Below are 13,555 nucleotides of genomic sequence, written 5' to 3'. Positions count from 1 at the left end.
GTTCCCTCCCCTTCTTCAGGCGCTCAGTGCCACGTTCTCCGACAGTCCCAGCGCTTCACGCAGCATCCGGCGGAAGCGCTCTCCGTGCTCGTCGCACAGGTGGTACTCATCGGTCGCGATGTTCAGTTCCACGGTCGCCGAAACGTCCGCCAGCCCCTTCTTCGTGCAGCCGTCGCACGTGATCATTTCAATGACCTTGCGGGCCATCTCCAGCCTCCAACAGTTTCAAGTTATAGCTTACAGGTGTCTGATCGTGCTCTCGGACTCGGGCAAGAGACCGTGACGAGAGGCCGGGAACTCCCGGCCTCCATCAAGGCCACTCGGTACCGAACCGCCTTACGGATTGCGCCCGTTGACAGTCATGCACACAGGAATCGACCATCCGGACGGTCTCGCGGGTATTCGGAGGTCAGGCACCGAACACCTCCCGCTCGTATCGGTAGATGGCGATGGCCGCCCGCACCAGCTTCCGCGCTGCGATCTCCGGCTGGTGGAAGGCGCAAGCCTGCGCTCCGCACATCTGGAAGACGCGGGTGAGGGCCCGGACCCTCTCTCTCGCGGTGTCGAGTTGCGCCGCCTTGGCGGCCCGCAAGGTGGCCTCCGCCTCCAGGGCCGCGTACCGCTGCACCAAGCTCATCGAGCGGCCTCCTCGTACCTCGCGCGGGCCTTGCTCGACATCGCGGCCGGGTAGAGCCACTGGAGGTAGCCGGACCCGGCAAGGGTCTGAGCGATGCGGGCCACGAGCGGGCTGCGGCGAGTCAAGGCGTGATAGACCTTCACGTCCAGATCCGAGGCCGGCGGCTCGTACCCGATGACCTCCGTCGCGACAGAGGGATACTGCTGCCCCTTGATGCGCTGCACCTCGCGGTCGATGAGCGTCACCGTGTAGTCACGCTCCCCCGGCGTCCACGCCAGGATGACGCCGATGTTCACCAGCCCCTCGGGGATCATCCCCACAGCCATGTGCGTATGCTTCACAGTCCCTTTGCCTCTCTGTAGGCGTCGACTACCGTCCGCGGAATTCGCCCCCGCGTGCCGACGAAGTAGCCGTTCTCACGGCCCCATGTGCGCATGTCCTTCATGAGCCAGCGCTGATGTTCCGCGCGTTCGCGGGACTCGCGGGCCTCTTCCCACATACGCTCCTGACGCTCACGCTCTTCCATCTCGCGCTGCGCCTTCTCCAGTTCGCGAGCACGTTCCTTCCGATACAGCGCGATGACCTTCGGATGGAATCTGCGCTCCTGAAACTCCGTGTCCCAAGGGCCAGTCGTGAACCAACGTTGCCGGGTACACCAGTCCGCTACGTCTTCGAGGTCTAGCTCTCCGTCGAGGTCAACCACCGATCCACCTTTCCTTCGGCGGTAGCCCGCGCCACGTCATAGGGCATGTAGCCGTGCAGTTCCGCCGTAAGCATGTCCAGGAATACTTCGCTCGGACTTCCACGCCGCTTGGCGTTAGCTGCGGCCCTGGTTAGCCACCGAATTGAACCCGTCGGGTCAGAACTGGAGGTCAATGCCGTGCTCCTGGCGCAGGTGGTTGCCCTTCCAGAGCGCCGCCTGACTGTTCATCCAGGGATGCTGCTGGTCCATGAGGTTGGTGGAGAGAGCCTTGATCACCTCGCCGTGCTCCCGGCACGAGACCAGGACATTGCCGTACGCGACCCAATGAAGGCGCCCGCCGTCCGTCGTCCAGCGTCGAGGCTCCGGGTGCGGCTCGAACGTGATGGTGATGAGTTCCGCGGCCTTGCGTCGGTTCACCTGCTCCAGCGCACGGGCCCGCATCTGCGCCTTCCACTGCGGGCGGAGAACGCCCTTCACGTACTGCCGGGTCGGCTCGTCCCGCCAGACACCGGGTATGCCCCAGACCCAGTAAGCCTGGCAGCCGGCCTCGAACGAGACCTTCACCGTCGAGCCGTCCGCGTCACGGAAGGCGATCCACAGCTCGTGCCATGCCTCCTCCTCGCTCTTCATCTCCACTCCGCCCGCGCGGCTGCGTATGTGCGCCGCCACGGCGCCCGCGAACAGGTGGGCAAGGTCGGGGCTGATCTCGAATTCCATATGTTTACCTCTCTCAGTCGGTGGCGAAATGTGCACGTCGTATCACCAGCTCACGAAGAGTTCCCTCCCTTGGTGTAGTCGGCCACCATGGACCGGATGTAGTGGCGAGTGATGGCACTCGCGCTTTCTGCGGTCTCCTTCATTCCTCGCGCCCATTCCTCATCGCCACCCGAGGCTCCGGGATCGACGCAGAATTCGGTGATGTTCAGGTCTTCCGCCCGTACCAGCAATCCGTCGCGGAAGTACCACAGGGTGGTTTTCCCGTCAGGGGCACGCTCGATGATGATTTCGATAGCCATGGTTAACTCCTTAGTCAGTGGCGAAGGGCGCGTGGCCCTGAAGAATGGCAACGTGGCTCAGGTAGTAGGCGGCCTCTTCACCGAAGCGCTCGACCGCTATACGGTCGGCCTCGTCCGAAGCATCCGCGCCGCTAGCCGCCCACACATGAAAGATTTGCGGGTCGTCGCTTCCCTGAATGTCGTCGCAACTTTCAGCGAACATGTCCGAGTCCCAGTCCTGTACGACGGTGAACGGCCGCAGGCCGTCTTCCCTCGGCATGATCCGGGCCAGCTTGCGCTTGAATTCCTTACGAACCTTCTTGGGGTACTTGCGAGACATGCGTCAGTTCTCGACCTTCTTTAGAGCATGGTGTTCCCTCATCGGAATCCACCAAGATCCGGGAATCTGTGGAGTCCAGCAGATGTGATAGATCGGATCGTGAAAGGAATACGTGTCTTCCTCCACCTTCATCACTCTGCCGACCTGCCCAGGGCGCTTCGGGTGCGTAACCCTGTCGCCCTCCTCGAACTTGTGGGGCATGATCTTCCTCTCTGTCGGGTGCCCGTGGCGAACGGCCGGGAATTCCCGGCCGCCACCAAACAGGAACCGCTCAGAGGTCAGGCCCCGTTGTGCTCGTGTATTCCGTCCCCAGCGCACGCCGGGCACATGCAGACGGGGAACCACCCCGCTGTCTGGTGCAGTTCCCTCGGGTAAAAGATGGCCCGCTTCTTCCACGGCGCCGAAGCCGTGTCCCAGGTGAATTCCACGACCACCATCGCGTCACCGAAGGTCTCGATCACTCGGGCCTCGAACGTGAACGGAGAGCGCACGGCCCGGAGGGACGAGCGGCTTTCGGGGACGTGGTAGAAGGGACGGGCCATGACTGAAAGGCCGATCAGGCTGGCGGGGATGGCACCGGCGTGGGTGCGAGGCTTCTCAAGGATCACGGGCATGGCGATTCCTTCCGGGCCGATTAGTTAGAGAGCGCTGACGACGGGGACCTGAGCGTGGGCGGGCCCCTGGCCCTGGTCCTCGCTGGACTCCGGGCCGGTCTGATCCGTGGTGTGGTGGCTCTTCCACATCTCGATGGCCTCGGAGCGGCCGGCCGCGTGGAAGAGGTCGAGCAGGGTCTCCAAGTCCGCATCCGACATGCGGTCCGCGAGTTCGGAGGCCAGCCACTCGTCATCGAACCTGTCCGCGAAGGCGTGGGCCGCGATGACCAGCAGCTCTCTACGGCGGTTGAGCTTCACCAGTTCCTCGACCTGTCCCCGGAGAGTCTTCAGGTCCTCGTGGAGCTGGCTGTTGGACTGGGCTATCACGGTCAGGGCGGTGTCCCGCAGGTCGCGGTGGGCACGCAAGCGGGAGATGAAGGGAATACGCACGATGTGCCTCTCTGCGTAGGGGTATTGACTGGGCGAGCGCCCATGGAAGAGGCCCGGACAGCGCTGTCCGGGCCTCTCGACAAAGGTGCTCGTACGGTCAGTTGGACTCAGTAAGCACTTCCAGCACGGCGAGAGCTGTCGTCCCGATCAGGCGGGCCTCAGGGCTCTTGTCGGTCATCCAGCCTCCGCCGGCCATGAACTCGCTGAGGACGTGGTTGCTGTTCCATCGGCCGTGGTCGCGCTTCACCTGCCAAGCGACCTCGCCCACCAACTCGCCCACCCGATGAGCGAAGTCATAGATGGCCGCGTCATCCCAATTGGCGGTGCCGGGTTGCGCACGCACGTGCTTGACAGCGGCCTTCAGGGCAGGCTCCATGTCGAATATCAGGTGGGCCCCGCAGGTCCGGCAGCTCACTTCCGCGGGCGTCGATTCGTACACCGGCTTGGCCTCGTACACGGACAGGCCGCACGTCGTGCGGTGTCCGGAGAAGGTCACATGCTTCACGCCGGGGGTGTCCAGGCTCCAAGCGATCTGGAAACTCATTTGATTACCTTCCTTGCCGCAGAGCGGCAGCCGTGATGAGACTGCCGATGACGAATCCGGTGACGAACCAGGCCAGTTCAGCGCCGGTCACTTACCGACCCTCCCCTTTCGCGTGCGGCCGAAGTCCCAGTCGGAGCTTTGGAAGTAGGGATCAGTACCGGGGGCGACCTTGGTCGTCCAAATGTCTTCGGCCTTACGCTCAGCCTGGTCCGAGTCCTTGGCACGGACGGGAATCTGGTGGACGACCGTTTCCACGATCTCGACCACGTAATACTTACGACTCGACATGGGTTTCCTTCAGGCAGATCGATAGATGGAGGCCAAGCAGACCTCACAGGTCACGGCCGGCATAAACGTGGTGGCCGTGTCGTGCATTCGCAGGTCGCCGCACGCGGTGCGGCTGGCGCCGTAGTGGACGAGCTTGCGGGCCAGGACCAGGGCCTTGCCCTCCGGGCCGTCCAGCCGGAATGCCTTCATGTCGCAGGCCCACCAGGGCGCCCAAGACACTTTGAAATGGCGGTACGTCGAGACGCCTAGGCCGTATCGCGTCAGGTCGATGACCTTGTCTTCCCAGCCGGTCACTTCCAGGTCTGCGGAGGCATCACTCAGTAGGCAGGAGATCTTGTCTCCGACTTTCACGTCCTTGGTGGGAACCCACTCTCGAACGATTCCGTCTCGCATGGCTCTCTCCCTCAGTAGGTGTAGATCCGCTTCGAGTGGGTCTTGTAGGTACGCCAGATCTCCGCTCCGAGCACCTGTCCGGTGCCGGTGAAGTTGTAGTTCATACCCACGTTGAAGATGTATCCCCGTAGCGTGTTGAGCTTTTCGGTGCGGGTCTCGGTGGCGACCTCGCCCGTACGCAGGTTGCGCCAGATAACCGTGTACTCCTGCGTCGGGGCCTTCCCGGCCCTTACGATTCCCATAGCGTCGATGCGGAGCGTTGCCATCGGCATGTCAGATGCCCCTCTTTGTGTGGTGCTGGAACGTGCGGATAGCTCCGCGACGGGAGAGCGTGCGGCCGGGCGTGATGGAGCCGTTGATGTAGGAAACGACGCGGTACCGGCCGGGAATGCGCGGTTGCCCCAGCCGACGAAGGGCCGGGCCCAGGGAGATCCACGTACGCGGGCTCTCCAAGTCGAGCTTGGGCACGGTCACTTCCCCGTTCCGATGTATCCGCGGTAGCCGCAGTAGTTGCACTCGAAGAGGTCGTATCCGTCCAGGATCATCCCGCGCCACACCTTGGGCATCACGGCGATGTGACTGCCGTTGTTGGAGCCACAGTTGCGGCACTTGTGCCAGTTGGACATGTCGTCGCCAAAGCGGTTGCGCTTCAGCGTGTGCTTCAAGAGCTGGACAGCCATGAGATAGCCTTTCGCGTATACTGGAACGCGAAAGGCCCGGATAATTCCCCTATCCGGGCCTTCGCTTATGGGTGGGTCTCCGGGCCGATGACCTACTGACGCATCGGCACAATGAGCAGTTCTCGGACCTGGGGCCGACGCCGGCCGGACGTGAGCGCTCTCCTGTCAGCGGTTGTTGGCGAGCCAGTCGCAGGCGGGTTTGAAGCCCTGGTCGCAATCGTCCCGCTTGGAGTCCACGAAGCCGTCGTTGAACACGGCCACTTCGTTTACGGGCACGGGGGCGTCGGAGTCGGGCGAAACGGCCCAGCACCCCGTGAGGGCGAGGATGGCAACGGCAGCGGCACCGAGGGCACGGCGGATACGCATGAGGGGACTCTCCTAGTAGAGGGCTGACATCTGGTCGGTGGAGACCACGCGGAATTCACCCGTGACCGTGTTCCAGCACAGGTAGAACCGTTTGGTCACGTCCCGTCCGCGCATGTACGTACGCACCTTCCAGACTCGGGCGTATCCGTCCCCGCGTACGGCGCACATCCGGCGGAGGTTGTTGGAAGGGTCGACTGCGAACTTCACCTTACACTCCAAACCAACAGTTTCAAGTTTTTGGGTATGGCTATGCCTGGGCATACTGCTTCAGGTGCTCGGGCAGCTCGGTGACGAAGCCCTTGCGGGCCTTCGGCTCCGCGACCTTCTTGCGCTTCTTTCGGTTGCCTCCCTTGACGCGGAAGCTCGGGCCGAAGGCGGTGAGGCCCAGGGCCGACTTCTTGCGCTTGACGTGGCTGCGGAAGAGCGTGTTGGGTGTCTCCTCCTTGTTGGGCAGGGCGGCCCGCTCGCGCTCCGTGCGGCCGTACACCTCGTCCACGGGCGCCTTGTCGATGCCCTGGCGTACAAGGCTCCTGACGGCCCCCTGGCGGTCAAAGGGGGCGTTAGGGCGGATGGGCTCGATACCGCGCTCAGCCTGCCTCTCCGCGTACAGCCGGTCCTGTTCCCGGCCTTCAGGCAGGGCCTTCGTCTTGGCCTCCGGATCTGCTCTGAAAGTGGCGCGGTGCTCCGCCTGGTCCTGGCGCTTGAGAGTGGCCAGGTATGCCTCATGTTCCTTGTCGCTCTCGGGCACGGGCATCGGGACGTACTTCCACGAGCCGGGGATCTGGCCCGCCTTCATCGATTCTCGGGTCTTCGTGTCCGGCAAGATTGCCGTCATGGCTTGCCTCCTAGAATAGAACCAAAGCCACTGAATTAATTCAGTGACCATGTGCCTACTCCTATCGGCGCCGCCCGCCTAGCTGATACGGGCGGCATGGTCCGTGCATCCTATGCACGTTAGGCACTCCTCCCTGCTCGCGCTCTCACCTATTCCTCCTGAGATAGGTCTCACTGCGCACTGGTCATCGCGGTGCACGAAAAGTGCACACTAGGTTCCTGAGTGCCTGCTAGTTTTCTGGCCCAACCCCAGGGGACATGTGTCCCCTGAGAGTTCTCCGTCGTGCGATGCGTGTCTTTTTCCCCATAACGCTCACAAGCCGGAATGCGCCGTCATTGCACACATCTTTGGCAGGGTCATCGCGGGTGGGATCGTTCGCCGAAGCGCTCTACTCCTCGCACGGGCGTCATACCGGACCGACAGTAGTCCTCACGGATAGTGCGCGTCACGGCAGCGTCTCACGACGGGCCGCTTAGGGCAGGTATGACTACACACTGTTGAGTTCTCAAGTAGCACGGACTACCTTTGGTCAAGGCACGCGACCATATTGCTATGGTCGCCGCACTCCCTCCGGCATCCAGTATCGATCCGGGTTTCCGGCCCTTTCGGGCCGTTCCCCCCTCTCGATGTCCTAAGTATATGCGGCACAGACAGTTTCAAGTTAATCGCAAAACGGGACATACCTGGGCGGCATTTCGGGCATATCGGAAGACATTCCGGACTTTTGGGGCACAGGAAAGCCTCAAAGGAGGACATATCTGCCTGCATATGCGTACCGACTGTGCTCACACCGACACTGCGCGTGCCCGTAAGGAATGAATACACAGCGCAATTGCGCTTTACCTGGAGTTATTAGCATTGCATGTGCATTCATCTGCTTTACTTGCGCACATTGACACGCTTATTTCATTCATTAGGCAGGCTAAGCACATGGGGGTAATACATACATTCAATAGAAGCGGACCCGCCGGGGGCACCGTTCTTCGATCGTGTACGGGTTTAAAGAATCTCCTCGGATCTTTCCTTCGCCCCTCGAAGCGGGCTCGGGGTCCCGTCTCGCGCCGGCCTGGCCTGTCGACACCCCTCATACATGGCACTGGAAGGAAAGAAATAACCCCCCGACCTGAGACGTGCGTCTCAAATCAGGGGGCTCATGTCCCAGAACGGCGGTTTTGACACCGACGTCTATACTGTAGGCGGTTGGGTATACCCTCCCCAACTGCGGTCGCAAGTTCCGGACTACGCAGAGAGGCCGGTCTTCTTCGCCATCGCCATGAGCTTAGGTCGTGCCCTCTGGTGAAGCACGAACAGTACTCTGATCACCTCTCGGGACATGGGGTGGATCTCAGTCATTTGGGGAGCAACCTCGAATGCCCTTTCAAGGGCCTGTTCAGCCCCGGAATAATCCTTCGTTTCGAGCCGCACACGAGCGATGTCGATGTACATACGACCCAATCGGTTAGGTTTCAGGGTCGCAGGCGGAGCTTTCAACAGCGGATCTGCCATCTTGGCGGCCTTATCAGGATTTCCCAACTCGATATGGGCCGCAAGCTCGTACAAAGCCGTGTTTTCTTGCCCGAAGGTCAGATTGTGCTTCAGAATGTCGTTCGGGATGCGTTCTGCATACCTCTTCGCCTTCTGGAGATGGTCTGCGGTGGCATTCGCGTCCTTGTGGCGAGAGGCAAGAACGATTCCTCGGAGGTGCAGAGAGCCCAGGGACAGCGCACGAACCGGCGTATCGGCCGCAGCAGCCTGTTCGTAGCGAACGATGGCCCTCTCGACGATGGCCAAGCCATCCTCGTATTGCCCAGCACTTTGGTAAGTGCCAGCCTCGTTCCAGGCGGCCACGACTTCAGCCTCGGGATTCCAAGTCTGCTGAGCCGCCCAGACCTGTCGAGAGACGATCATGTCGGCTAGGTCAGGCTGAGCGAGCCTGTGGGCGGCTGCGTAGGCGCATCCGTAGACATCTGAGACCTGAGTCCAGGCGCCGGCCTCTCCAGGGGACGACAAGGCAGTTGCAGTCACCTGCCCCAGGAGCCGCGGCAGCAGCTCCAACAACTCCAGGTACTTGGTTTCGGCCCGAAGTCTCATGGCCCTGTCCACATCGGCCGCCAATACGGCCGGGTCGGGTACGTCCTCCTTCGGGAGGGTGTACCTGCGCACCGCTCCCCTAAGCTCGTTGAGAAGGTCTGCCTGCTCAGACGGTCCGAGGAAAGGCTGTCCGTAGATGCGCTGCACGGGAACGTGCAACGCCTTCGCCACGGCCGCGGCCACCGGTGGGGTCGTTGGCCTAATGCCGTTCTCGATCTTGGTCAGGTAGGACACGGAGATGCCTGCCAAGCGAGCTAGCTTGGCCTGGCCCAGTCCTCTGGCCTTGCGCAGGACGGCGATGTTCTCGCCGGGTGCGGGGGTGCTCTCCATACGTCCACTGTTCCACGTGCGCGAGCCGACGGGCCATCAGTTGCCCAATGGCCAGAAGCGGTTGTGCAAGTCTTGTGTTAACTGATCTTGGTCTCCCGTAGTTGTCTTGTAACAGCAGCGAAGACTCGTCCACGGAGGTACGTGGTAGTGAGCGGGAGTCAGAAGTCGAGCGTGGCGCAGCAGAGCCTGCCGGGCTACGAGGGACCGTGCTCGGTGACCGTGGCGGTTCGTGAGTGGCGGAGCTTCTACGAACACGCCCCGAGCTGGTGGCCGCGAACGTTCGCGGAGCCGACGCGCGAACTGGTGGGGCGAGTCAGCCAGCGCCTTCGGGAACGGTTGGTCTGATGGGCATGCGCCCCGCAACGGTGACCTCAGCAACGCTGGAGCCTGTGCCTGTCGACGGCTGCCGGACCTGCACCGCCCTGGCGAGGGCGCGAGAAGCGATCCGGCCTGTGGGGAGTCCTATCTCCCTGAAGAACTACAACGAGCAGATTGCCAACCATCCGCACCGCCGCTCGACGGATTGGAGGCCCCCCAATGGCTGAGGAGCTGCGACAGGGCCTCGAAGGTGACGCGGAGGAAGTGCAGCGCGATGGACCCGCCGAAGCGGCTGAGGTCGACAGTCCGGTGCTGGCGAAACTGCGGCGGCTGATTTCTGAGGAGAACCGCCGGCGGGCTGAGCATGGCTCCCTGGGTAACACGCTCTGACGGATTCGAGCATGCCACTGAGGGTGACGCTCACCTTTCGGTGGCGCCTCCGCCCGCGGCCGTTGAGCCTCCGAAGCCAGACACCTACTGCGGATTGTGTATCGGTCACACAGTCGTGTGGTGTCCAAGATGCTTCGGCTTCGACGGCTGCTACACCTGCAACCACCGTCTCACGGTCCCGTGCCCCGAGTGCGCGGGAGGAAAGGTATGGCCCCTCCCATGGTGAAGCTACGCCGACGACGACCTTGCGCCTGGGCCGTCCCCGCCCTCGTTGTGTACGTGCTCTGCGGCTGCACGCTCACCGCTGCTGCGGCCGGGGGGTTGCGATGACGTACCGGTGTACGGCCACCGTGGAGCCGGGCAGCGAGGTCATGGACCGGGCGGCGTGTCTCGACTCTCCGACCCCCGATATCGACTGGGCGGAGGAAGGTGCGCTTCAGTGCATGCTCGAAGACGGTCCGCATGATCGGCATGTGACCTTCCTCCGTTCAGGCGGGCATAGGAACTCTGACGTGTTCCTCTGCTGGCGGGACGAGGCCCCCGCTCAATGGCTTGCAGACCTTGAATGCTGCTTGCTGACCGCTACGCGGCTGGGCTCCGGGTGCACGCTCTACAAGGGCCACCCCGGAGCGTGCGAGTGGGCCATCGTCGATCTTGCCCGCGAAGCGCGCCTTCGGGCGCAGGCGTACGAGATGGCGAGGCGCCGCAGCACGCCCGAGTTTCTTCGGAGCGCACTCAACGCCCTTCTCTGATCTCTGAGACTCCCGCTCCCCATCAAGAACCCCCCGTGCCTCTGCTCCCCCCGTGCAGAGGGATGGGGAGCGGGGCTAGACCCCGCCCCAGCCGACAGCTTCCCGGCACGCGACTGGGGCGGGTGGCAAGTGCACAACGCCCGCGGGAAGGCCCCTCGGGCGCCGCTTGAGAGAGGCAGAAGCCCTTGACCCTCAAGGACGCACTCACCAGGCAGGCTACCGTGCGCGGTGGCGACGACAACGGCGGCCACGGCGACGACAACACGGACATCGAGGACGGGGACGGGAACGGCGGTTCCGGCTCCCCCGGCCACGCTGCCTGACCCCCGCTGAATCCCTCGAAGGGAGCCTCCCGGTTACGGCCGGGGGGCTCCCCCTTCCCGTTAGGCTCGCAGCATGCCCCATCTCCTAGTGGTTGACTGGGACTACTTTTTTCCGACGCCCACGGCCGGAGCGCCCGTTGGGCCTCACGCCGACTTGTATGCGTGGCCGGTCGCAGAGGACGCGATGCACGTCGAAGCGATCTGGCTGCGGCGGGTGCGAGCCTTCATGAAGGCAGGGGTCCCGCTGCCGCACTGCAAGGGTTACTTCGGGTTTTGGGACAGGTTCAAGATCTCGCCGGATGCGACGCTCTTCTATGCTGATTCGAACGCCTGGGCCGGCCAGCTCTTCCCGTCCAACCTGGGGGACTCGGGCCCGTGGGAGTCGGTCCATCTGTACGACGCTCACCACGACTGCGGCTACCCGCCGAACCATCACAGCTTCGACGAGTGGCGGGCTAAGGGTCCGGTAACTGCGGAGAACTGGTTGTTGGCACACTACTGGTACGGGTCGCAGGTGTTCGTGCGTTTCCCCCCGTGGCGCGAGTCTATGGCACGGCCGACTGAGCGCCCCCTGGTCCCGGTGAGCATGACCATCGATGACGGCCAGGCGCCTACCGTCACCTTCGACGCCGTTTATGTGTGCCGGTCCGGTGCCTGGGTCCCGCCGTGGTGTGATGGCCAGTTTGCTGTGTTCCTGGGCGCGTGCCCGGCCGGGCGACGTGTCGAGATCCCGCAGAACGAATGGAACCAGCCGCGCCCTGATGTGGTCCGCATGCTTCGCCTAGAGGGGATGCTGAACCGTGGACGCCATGGACGCCGTGGCCGTCCGCCGAAGCATGCCTGACACCCTTGGGTGCGAAGCGTCTGACCAGCGACTTCGGTTCGGTTGAACCGAGGTCGCTGCCTAGGGAGGCCGTGTTTGTCAGACGGTGGCGAAGCCGCGGCGGGACGTTCCCTTGATGCGGCCAGTTGCTCGCCGCTGACGGATCTCGGACAGTAGCGACGCGGCCTCTTCGGTCTGGCCAACGGAGGCGGGCTCGGGCATGGTCGGGGCCACGCCCACACACTCAGAGCAGATGCCGGCCTTCTGGCCACGGGGCAGGTACCTGCCACATTCCGCGCACTCGACTAGAAGTTCGACTTCGACCGGAGCGGCCGGCATCTTGCGGGTAAGGCGATCGGCCAGCAGAGCCCGCGGACTCTTGATCACGGTCGGCAGGCCCTCGGTCAGCTCGTTGCGGAGCTGGAGTTCGGTAGCCCCTCGCTCAAGCCACTGGGCGGCCACAGGGGCGAGCGCAGCGATGTCACTGGTCGAGAGGGTTAGGGCGGGCACGGCGGTCTTCAGTCGGCCCAGGAGAGCCGCAGCGCGACCAAGCTCCTGCGACTGCGGAGCTTCCTCCCCCCGTTCCCCGTTCTGGCCGTCGCCCTCGGGCACCTGGGGGGTAGGGGGGTTCTTTCCCTGGGTCTTTTCCCCGAAGGGGTTGATCCCGAGACTCCGGAGTCTCGGGCAGCCGGGCTCCGGAGTCTCGGGCTCCGGAGCGGGGGCCTGGGGCACGTCGAAGACCGTGACGCTGGTGGACCAGTGGCCACGTGCATTCTGGACGCGCGTGCAGATCACATAGCCCTCTGCCTGTAGCTCTGCCATTGCGTTGCCGACGCGCTTCTGGCCCTCGGGGCAGCCCTCGGTCAGCTCCCTCACCGTGGCGGCCCCGTGCTCGGGCTGCGAGAGCAAAAGGGCCAGCAGGCCACGAGCCGTGAGGCTCAGCCTCCGGTGCTGGAGGATCGCGTTCGGGACGACGGTGTATTTGGAGGCGTGCTTGGTACGCTGGACGTGCATCGAAGACCAGTCCTCTTCGGTGTGCTACCGGCCCCAGAGGTTGCAGCCTCTCGGGGCCGTTTAAGAACTCAGAACTTGAAACTGTTGGGACCGTACCATGATCGCTCGACGCCGGTTAAGCCTCTCGGTGACGGAGCCATCGCAGGACGGTAGGACGAGCGCCGGTCCTCGTTCAGGTGAGTCGACTCGACTCGATAGCACTCCGTCAGCGGCGTGTGACAGAGTGCTTCTCGCCGGGCAACCGGCCGGCCCCGCTCGTTCGGGGCCCGTGCTGCGCGAGAGCGCAGGTGGATCGCAACGCACCAGTGGAGATTGAAGATCACCACCTGGCGTGAGTGCTCCCGCTGACGCGGGGACGCGACGAAGGGCCCCCGCAAGGGGGCCCTTCCTTTGTTCTTCGTCTGAGGCATACGAAAGGCCCTCCCCGAGGGGGAGGGCCGTGTTCGTGCAGGTCAGGGGGCTACAGAGAGAGTGAACGGATAAGCCACGCGGGAGAACTGGACCCAAGGGCCCGATGCCGAAGGGCATGCGCCTGCCGAAGGGCGGGCCGAGGGGCCGCTGACCACCCCCGTACGCGGAAGGGGCGCCCGGATCTCTCCGGGCGTCCCGGTCCGCCACCTCCGATCCTCCCACGTCCGCGTCCCGGTCCGGCCCGCCGGTCCATCAGACGGACGGTGACCGGGCGGCGCC

The 13,555-nt window shown here is 63.7% G+C and carries 21 protein-coding genes; 3 read left to right on the top strand and 18 right to left on the bottom strand.

The features are described from left to right. Window positions 1–15 precede the first annotated feature (15 nt). The 17 genes from AB0L74_RS10220 to AB0L74_RS10140 form a co-directional block, all read right to left on the bottom strand. Complete coding sequence (locus AB0L74_RS10220; protein WP_365648261.1) at window positions 16–207, bottom strand: hypothetical protein; 192 nt, start codon at window positions 205–207, stop codon at window positions 16–18. Between the two features lie 202 nt (window positions 208–409). After that, window positions 410–637 (bottom strand): hypothetical protein, encoded by a 228-nt coding sequence (locus AB0L74_RS10215; RefSeq protein ID WP_365648258.1) that lies wholly within the window; start codon window positions 635–637, stop codon window positions 410–412. Continuing rightward, complete coding sequence (locus AB0L74_RS10210; RefSeq protein WP_365648255.1) at window positions 634–963, bottom strand: hypothetical protein; 330 nt, start codon at window positions 961–963, stop codon at window positions 634–636. Before AB0L74_RS10210 ends, AB0L74_RS10215 begins: the two co-directional genes overlap by 4 nt. Window positions 964–974: 11 nt before the next feature. Then, complete coding sequence (locus AB0L74_RS10205) at window positions 975–1,340, bottom strand: histone-like nucleoid-structuring protein Lsr2 (RefSeq protein WP_365648252.1); 366 nt, start codon at window positions 1,338–1,340, stop codon at window positions 975–977. A gap of 156 nt (window positions 1,341–1,496) precedes the next feature. Continuing rightward, window positions 1,497–2,057, bottom strand: a complete 561-nt coding sequence (locus AB0L74_RS10200) for a hypothetical protein (RefSeq protein WP_365648249.1) — start codon at window positions 2,055–2,057, stop codon at window positions 1,497–1,499. A 50-nt stretch (window positions 2,058–2,107) separates the two neighbouring features. Beyond that, window positions 2,108–2,356: a hypothetical protein gene (locus tag AB0L74_RS10195; RefSeq protein WP_365648246.1), complete on the bottom strand. Its 249-nt coding sequence runs from the start codon at window positions 2,354–2,356 to the stop codon at window positions 2,108–2,110. Between the two features lie 10 nt (window positions 2,357–2,366). Continuing rightward, window positions 2,367–2,675: a hypothetical protein gene (locus tag AB0L74_RS10190; protein ID WP_365648244.1), complete on the bottom strand. Its 309-nt coding sequence runs from the start codon at window positions 2,673–2,675 to the stop codon at window positions 2,367–2,369. A 278-nt stretch (window positions 2,676–2,953) separates the two neighbouring features. Then, entirely contained in the window at window positions 2,954–3,289 is a 336-nt protein-coding gene (locus AB0L74_RS10185; RefSeq protein WP_365648241.1) for a hypothetical protein, read from the bottom strand. Between the two features lie 24 nt (window positions 3,290–3,313). Next, window positions 3,314–3,718 (bottom strand): hypothetical protein, encoded by a 405-nt coding sequence (locus AB0L74_RS10180; protein ID WP_365648238.1) that lies wholly within the window; start codon window positions 3,716–3,718, stop codon window positions 3,314–3,316. A 97-nt stretch (window positions 3,719–3,815) separates the two neighbouring features. Beyond that, the gene (locus AB0L74_RS10175) at window positions 3,816–4,262 is read right to left on the bottom strand and encodes a hypothetical protein (protein ID WP_365648235.1); all 447 of its coding nucleotides are present in this window, start codon (window positions 4,260–4,262) and stop codon (window positions 3,816–3,818) included. An 87-nt stretch (window positions 4,263–4,349) separates the two neighbouring features. Further along, window positions 4,350–4,550 (bottom strand): hypothetical protein, encoded by a 201-nt coding sequence (locus AB0L74_RS10170; RefSeq protein WP_365648232.1) that lies wholly within the window; start codon window positions 4,548–4,550, stop codon window positions 4,350–4,352. Between the two features lie 9 nt (window positions 4,551–4,559). Then, window positions 4,560–4,943: a hypothetical protein gene (locus AB0L74_RS10165; protein ID WP_365648229.1), complete on the bottom strand. Its 384-nt coding sequence runs from the start codon at window positions 4,941–4,943 to the stop codon at window positions 4,560–4,562. Window positions 4,944–4,954: 11 nt separating this feature from the next. After that, window positions 4,955–5,185, bottom strand: a complete 231-nt coding sequence (locus tag AB0L74_RS10160) for a hypothetical protein (RefSeq protein WP_365648226.1) — start codon at window positions 5,183–5,185, stop codon at window positions 4,955–4,957. Window positions 5,186–5,413: 228 nt separating this feature from the next. Then, a complete protein-coding gene (locus tag AB0L74_RS10155; RefSeq protein ID WP_365648223.1) occupies window positions 5,414–5,623 on the bottom strand; it encodes a hypothetical protein in 210 nt (69 codons plus the stop codon). 378 nt (window positions 5,624–6,001) lie between these two features. Further along, window positions 6,002–6,196 (bottom strand): hypothetical protein, encoded by a 195-nt coding sequence (locus AB0L74_RS10150; RefSeq protein WP_365648220.1) that lies wholly within the window; start codon window positions 6,194–6,196, stop codon window positions 6,002–6,004. Between the two features lie 40 nt (window positions 6,197–6,236). Continuing rightward, entirely contained in the window at window positions 6,237–6,824 is a 588-nt protein-coding gene (locus tag AB0L74_RS10145; protein ID WP_365648217.1) for a hypothetical protein, read from the bottom strand. A gap of 1,239 nt (window positions 6,825–8,063) precedes the next feature. Next, window positions 8,064–9,245 carry a helix-turn-helix transcriptional regulator gene (locus tag AB0L74_RS10140; RefSeq protein WP_365648214.1) on the bottom strand — a complete coding sequence of 394 codons (1,182 nt, stop codon included), beginning with the start codon at window positions 9,243–9,245 and terminating at the stop codon, window positions 8,064–8,066. Between the two features lie 537 nt (window positions 9,246–9,782). Here AB0L74_RS10140 and AB0L74_RS10135 point away from each other — a divergent pair. The 3 genes from AB0L74_RS10135 (at window position 9,783) to AB0L74_RS10125 (ending at window position 11,872) form a co-directional block, all read left to right on the top strand. Then, window positions 9,783–9,953: a hypothetical protein gene (locus AB0L74_RS10135; RefSeq protein WP_365648211.1), complete on the top strand. Its 171-nt coding sequence runs from the start codon at window positions 9,783–9,785 to the stop codon at window positions 9,951–9,953. A 937-nt stretch (window positions 9,954–10,890) separates the two neighbouring features. Next, entirely contained in the window at window positions 10,891–11,028 is a 138-nt protein-coding gene (locus tag AB0L74_RS10130) for a hypothetical protein (protein WP_365648209.1), read from the top strand. Between the two features lie 184 nt (window positions 11,029–11,212). Continuing rightward, window positions 11,213–11,872, top strand: a complete 660-nt coding sequence (locus tag AB0L74_RS10125; protein ID WP_365648206.1) for a hypothetical protein — start codon at window positions 11,213–11,215, stop codon at window positions 11,870–11,872. 78 nt (window positions 11,873–11,950) lie between these two features. Here AB0L74_RS10125 and AB0L74_RS10120 read toward each other — a convergent pair whose 3' ends face one another. After that, on the bottom strand, window positions 11,951–12,865 hold the full coding sequence (locus tag AB0L74_RS10120; protein ID WP_365648203.1) for a hypothetical protein: 915 nt from the start codon (window positions 12,863–12,865) through the stop codon (window positions 11,951–11,953). Window positions 12,866–13,555: the final 690 nt, after the last annotated feature.

The sequence above is a fragment of the Streptomyces sp. NPDC052020 genome (assembly GCF_040680575.1).
Classification (GTDB): Bacteria; Actinomycetota; Actinomycetes; order Streptomycetales; family Streptomycetaceae; genus Streptomyces.
The sequence above is the reverse complement of the archived record's forward strand: the minus strand, read 5'-3'. Positions and strand labels throughout refer to the sequence as shown.

What these genes read in the sequence shown, in the direction of transcription:
- AB0L74_RS10195 (WP_365648246.1), bottom strand. Translation starts at nt 2,356, where the DNA reads ATGGCTATCGAAATCATCATCGAGCGTGCCCCTGACGGGAAAACCACC.
- AB0L74_RS10220 (WP_365648261.1), bottom strand. Translation starts at nt 207, where the DNA reads ATGGCCCGCAAGGTCATTGAAATGATCACGTGCGACGGCTGCACGAAG.
- AB0L74_RS10190 (WP_365648244.1), bottom strand. Translation starts at nt 2,675, where the DNA reads ATGTCTCGCAAGTACCCCAAGAAGGTTCGTAAGGAATTCAAGCGCAAG.
- AB0L74_RS10135 (WP_365648211.1), top strand. Translation starts at nt 9,783, where the DNA reads ATGGCTGAGGAGCTGCGACAGGGCCTCGAAGGTGACGCGGAGGAAGTG.
- AB0L74_RS10120 (WP_365648203.1), bottom strand. Translation starts at nt 12,865, where the DNA reads ATGCACGTCCAGCGTACCAAGCACGCCTCCAAATACACCGTCGTCCCG.
- AB0L74_RS10210 (WP_365648255.1), bottom strand. Translation starts at nt 963, where the DNA reads ATGGCTGTGGGGATGATCCCCGAGGGGCTGGTGAACATCGGCGTCATC.
- AB0L74_RS10215 (WP_365648258.1), bottom strand. Translation starts at nt 637, where the DNA reads ATGAGCTTGGTGCAGCGGTACGCGGCCCTGGAGGCGGAGGCCACCTTG.
- AB0L74_RS10155 (WP_365648223.1), bottom strand. Translation starts at nt 5,623, where the DNA reads ATGGCTGTCCAGCTCTTGAAGCACACGCTGAAGCGCAACCGCTTTGGC.
- AB0L74_RS10185 (WP_365648241.1), bottom strand. Translation starts at nt 3,289, where the DNA reads ATGCCCGTGATCCTTGAGAAGCCTCGCACCCACGCCGGTGCCATCCCC.
- AB0L74_RS10160 (WP_365648226.1), bottom strand. Translation starts at nt 5,185, where the DNA reads ATGGGAATCGTAAGGGCCGGGAAGGCCCCGACGCAGGAGTACACGGTT.
- AB0L74_RS10125 (WP_365648206.1), top strand. Translation starts at nt 11,213, where the DNA reads ATGCACGTCGAAGCGATCTGGCTGCGGCGGGTGCGAGCCTTCATGAAG.
- AB0L74_RS10145 (WP_365648217.1), bottom strand. Translation starts at nt 6,824, where the DNA reads ATGACGGCAATCTTGCCGGACACGAAGACCCGAGAATCGATGAAGGCG.
- AB0L74_RS10200 (WP_365648249.1), bottom strand. Translation starts at nt 2,057, where the DNA reads ATGGAATTCGAGATCAGCCCCGACCTTGCCCACCTGTTCGCGGGCGCC.
- AB0L74_RS10165 (WP_365648229.1), bottom strand. Translation starts at nt 4,943, where the DNA reads ATGCGAGACGGAATCGTTCGAGAGTGGGTTCCCACCAAGGACGTGAAA.
- AB0L74_RS10175 (WP_365648235.1), bottom strand. Translation starts at nt 4,262, where the DNA reads ATGAGTTTCCAGATCGCTTGGAGCCTGGACACCCCCGGCGTGAAGCAT.
- AB0L74_RS10170 (WP_365648232.1), bottom strand. Translation starts at nt 4,550, where the DNA reads ATGTCGAGTCGTAAGTATTACGTGGTCGAGATCGTGGAAACGGTCGTC.
- AB0L74_RS10140 (WP_365648214.1), bottom strand. Translation starts at nt 9,245, where the DNA reads ATGGAGAGCACCCCCGCACCCGGCGAGAACATCGCCGTCCTGCGCAAG.